At 69.1% G+C, this 3,127-nt stretch carries 3 protein-coding genes and 1 pseudogene; all 4 read left to right on the forward strand.

Annotation, left to right across the window (positions count from 1 at the left end):
- On the forward strand, positions 1 to 404 hold a 404-nt coding region (moaC, locus tag DD1DGNOD_RS27495; RefSeq protein WP_165037012.1), incomplete at its 5' end, for a cyclic pyranopterin monophosphate synthase MoaC.
- A gap of 41 nt (positions 405 to 445) precedes the next feature.
- Positions 446 to 1,108, forward strand: coding sequence for a MogA/MoaB family molybdenum cofactor biosynthesis protein (locus tag DD1DGNOD_RS24245; protein ID WP_131764750.1), 663 nt, complete (start codon positions 446 to 448; stop codon positions 1,106 to 1,108).
- Complete coding sequence (locus tag DD1DGNOD_RS24250) at positions 1,105 to 1,737, forward strand: GNAT family N-acetyltransferase (RefSeq protein ID WP_131764651.1); 633 nt, start codon at positions 1,105 to 1,107, stop codon at positions 1,735 to 1,737. The genes DD1DGNOD_RS24245 and DD1DGNOD_RS24250 overlap by 4 nt, the downstream gene beginning before the upstream one ends.
- Before the next feature lie 541 nt (positions 1,738 to 2,278).
- A pseudogene (locus DD1DGNOD_RS24255) lies at positions 2,279 to 3,127 on the forward strand (hypothetical protein); the annotation flags it as partial.

The raw sequence follows: 3,127 nt of genomic DNA on the forward strand, positions 1-3,127 counted from the left end.
GGGTGACCCCTGCCGTCATCGACCTGCTCCGCGGCGCCGGCATGCCCAAGGGGGATGCTCTCGGGGTGGCCAGGGTGGCGGGCATCATGGGCGCCAAGCGCACGTCCGAGCTCATCCCGCTGTGCCATCCGATCGCGCTGTCGGGGGTCCGGGTCGACGTCGATGTTCACGATCATGGAATTGAGATCACCGCGACCACCCGGACGACGGACCGCACCGGCGTGGAGATGGAGGCGTTGACCGCGGTCGCGGTGGCGGGGCTCGCATTGCACGACATGGTCAAGGCGGTCGATCCGACCGCGACGCTCACCGATGTCCGGCTGCTCGCGAAGACCGGTGGACGTTCGGGTGACTGGCAGCGCCACGCGGCTCCCGCCTCGACGGACACGGGAGCGTCACGGTGAGCCATGTACCGACGACACCAGCCGGGTCGCCGGGAGTACCCATCGGGTCGCCGGGCGTGCCGGCTGGAGCCCGCGCTCGGGTGATCACTGTTTCGGACCGCGTGTACGCCGGCGGGTACGCCGACAGTTCCGGGCCGCTGGCCGCCGGGGCGCTCGGCCGGATCGGATTCGTCGTCGACGACGTGGTCGTCGTCCCGGACGAGTCCGATGCGATCGTGACCGCGCTGAAGGCGGCGGTGAGCGCTGGGGTCCATCTGGTCGTCACCACTGGCGGTACCGGCCTCGCGCCCAGGGACGTCACGCCGGAGGCGACCCGGCTGGTGATCGACCGCGAGGTGCCCGGACTTGCCGAGGCTCTGCGGGCGGCCGGCCGGGCGAAGGTCCCGACAGCGGTTCTCTCCCGCGGGATCGCCGGCGTGCGGGGCGGGACGCTGGTGGTGAACCTGCCTGGCTCCACCGGTGGCGTCGCCGACGGCGTGACCGTGCTTGCCGGAGTGGTCGGGCACGCCGTCGCGCAGATAAGGGGCGGCGGGGATCACGGTCGCACCGACTTCCGCGACGACGATCACGATCATGTCGGTCCTCCCGGTCGGGTCATCGCCGATCGCGCTCACGGTGGCGGCGCGCACAGCGGAGGCGCTGGTGGCGCGCACGGTACTGGTGGCGCGGAGGATGGCGGCCGAGGGCCGAGGAAGATGGGATGAAGGCACCTGGGTGGCCGGTGAGTCTTACGGACGGGCCGGTGGGCGTGCGTCCTCTGCGGCTGCGCGAGGCCGTCACCTGGGTCGATCTTCGGGTGCGTAACGGTGACTGGCTCGCGCCGTGGGAGGCGACGCCGAAGGCGCTGCCCGTCACCGAGGATGCGTGGGCGCAGCGTCAGACCATCGGGGTGTACACCCAGATGGTGCGGCGGCTGCGCCGGCATGCGCGTCTTGGCCAGGCTCTGCCATTTGCCGTGACGTTCGAGGGGCGGCTGGTAGGGCAGATCACTGTCTCCACGATCGTCCGTGGCGCACTGAACAGTGGCCATGTCGGCTATTGGGTTGACCGTATGTATGCCGGCCGCGGGATAACCCCCACCGCATTGGCGCTGGTGGTGGATCACTCTTTCACCGCCGTGGCGCTCCACCGGGTGGAGGCGCACGTCCGTCCGGAGAACACCGCGAGCCGGCGGGTGGTGGAAAAGCTGGGGTTCCGAGAGGAGGGGTTCCACCGGCGCTATCTGGCGATCGGTGGGGCTTACCGGGACCACATCAGCTACGCCCTTACCGTGGAGGACGCCCCGGAAGGGTTGCTGAACCGCTGGCACAGCGTCCGCGCTCCACATAGATGAGATCAACTGCGCTCACTCTGCCTTAACGGAGAGTAGTCAAGCATCTACTTTTAGATGTGATGCCGGCCACATGCTGGGACTGTTGTCATGGTTTGTCTGTCCGTTAAGATCCTTTTGTGGTGCAGGAGTCGCCGTTTCGTGATGTTGATCGGTCCGGCTGGTTTTTTTCTACGTCGATTCAGTTACTAAGCGTGAACGTGATGTGGATCGTGATGCTGCGACACGCGCTCTTCGGGTCGGTGACCGGACGGTATTCCCTCACTAGCGTTCCTCGAAGCGCCTGGGGATAGGGGTGTCGCAAGCTGCGACGTCCCTATCCTCTCGGCGGTGCGAACGCCCCATGATCGAGCCGCCGGAGTCCCTCGTATTTCGGCCCAGTCGACATGCGAGGTCCGGGCTCGCCAATGTCATCTTCGATATCCGAGTCGGCAGGAAGGCCACCGTCCATGGTCAACTCGCCCGTGCGGCAGTCTGCGCCGCCTGAGGCTCGTACGGGCGGTTCGCGGTTCGCGGTTCGGTGCCGCCTTCCAAACACGCGGTCATGAGCGCGCTCATCTGGCTCGCGATCGTCGCGGTCTGGGGGTTCGTGCTTATCCCGATGTGGGTGAGGCATCATGACAGCACGCTGGAACAGCGATCGGCGGAACGTTTCACTACGGCGATGCGAGTCCTGTCACGCCGAGGGGCGTCGCGGCTGGACAGGGAGTTCGCGATGCGACCGGTTGCTTCTTCTGGCCCGGGTGAAGGCGAGCCGATCCGGACGTCCGGGCTGACCCGCCCCCCCACGTCGGCGGAGACGGTGCACGGGTCCGGCAAGACCGTCGGCGGCGGGTGGCGTGGTGTTCCCGTGGCTCGTTCCCCGGCTCCCACGGCCCGTCCGCCGGCCGCCAGTGGCACGAACGCCGACCGGCGGGCCCTGATCCGGCTACGCCGGCGGCGACTGTTCGTCCTGCTGGCCGCGGTTCCGGTAACCGCGCTGCTCGCCGGACTATTGGGAGGAGTGTGGCTCCTCGTCCAGGGGCTGGCGGACGCCAGCCTTGTCGGCTATGCGGTGCACCTGCGCAGGGTGGCTCAGGCCGACCGGCGGCTGCGTGCCTCCCGCTTCGCGCTGGACCGGCGGATCGCTGCCGAGCGGGCCGTTCGGTACGGCCATCGGGCATCCGGCCCCGGTGTTGGCGCCGTCGGCGGTGTGGCCGGGCCCTGGGCGTCCGGTAGCGAACCGTTCCGGCTGTCCGACCCGGCCGCGGTTCATCGTGGCGCGGACACCGGCCGGGACGACGCCGCAGACGACCTCGCGGTGGCGAACGCGCAGACGGTGGACCTTTCGCAGATCGCAGCCGCTGCCGCGACCCGGGCCGCGGCAGCCGGCGGCAGCCCGCAGGGACGCGTC

This window comes from Candidatus Protofrankia californiensis, assembly GCF_900634765.1.
Classification (GTDB): domain Bacteria; phylum Actinomycetota; class Actinomycetes; order Frankiales; family Frankiaceae; genus Protofrankia; species Protofrankia californiensis.

Coding starts and splice junctions, on each gene's coding strand:
- DD1DGNOD_RS24250 (WP_131764651.1), top strand. CDS start 1,105: ATGAAGGCACCTGGGTGGCCGGTGAGTCTTACGGACGGGCCGGTGGGC.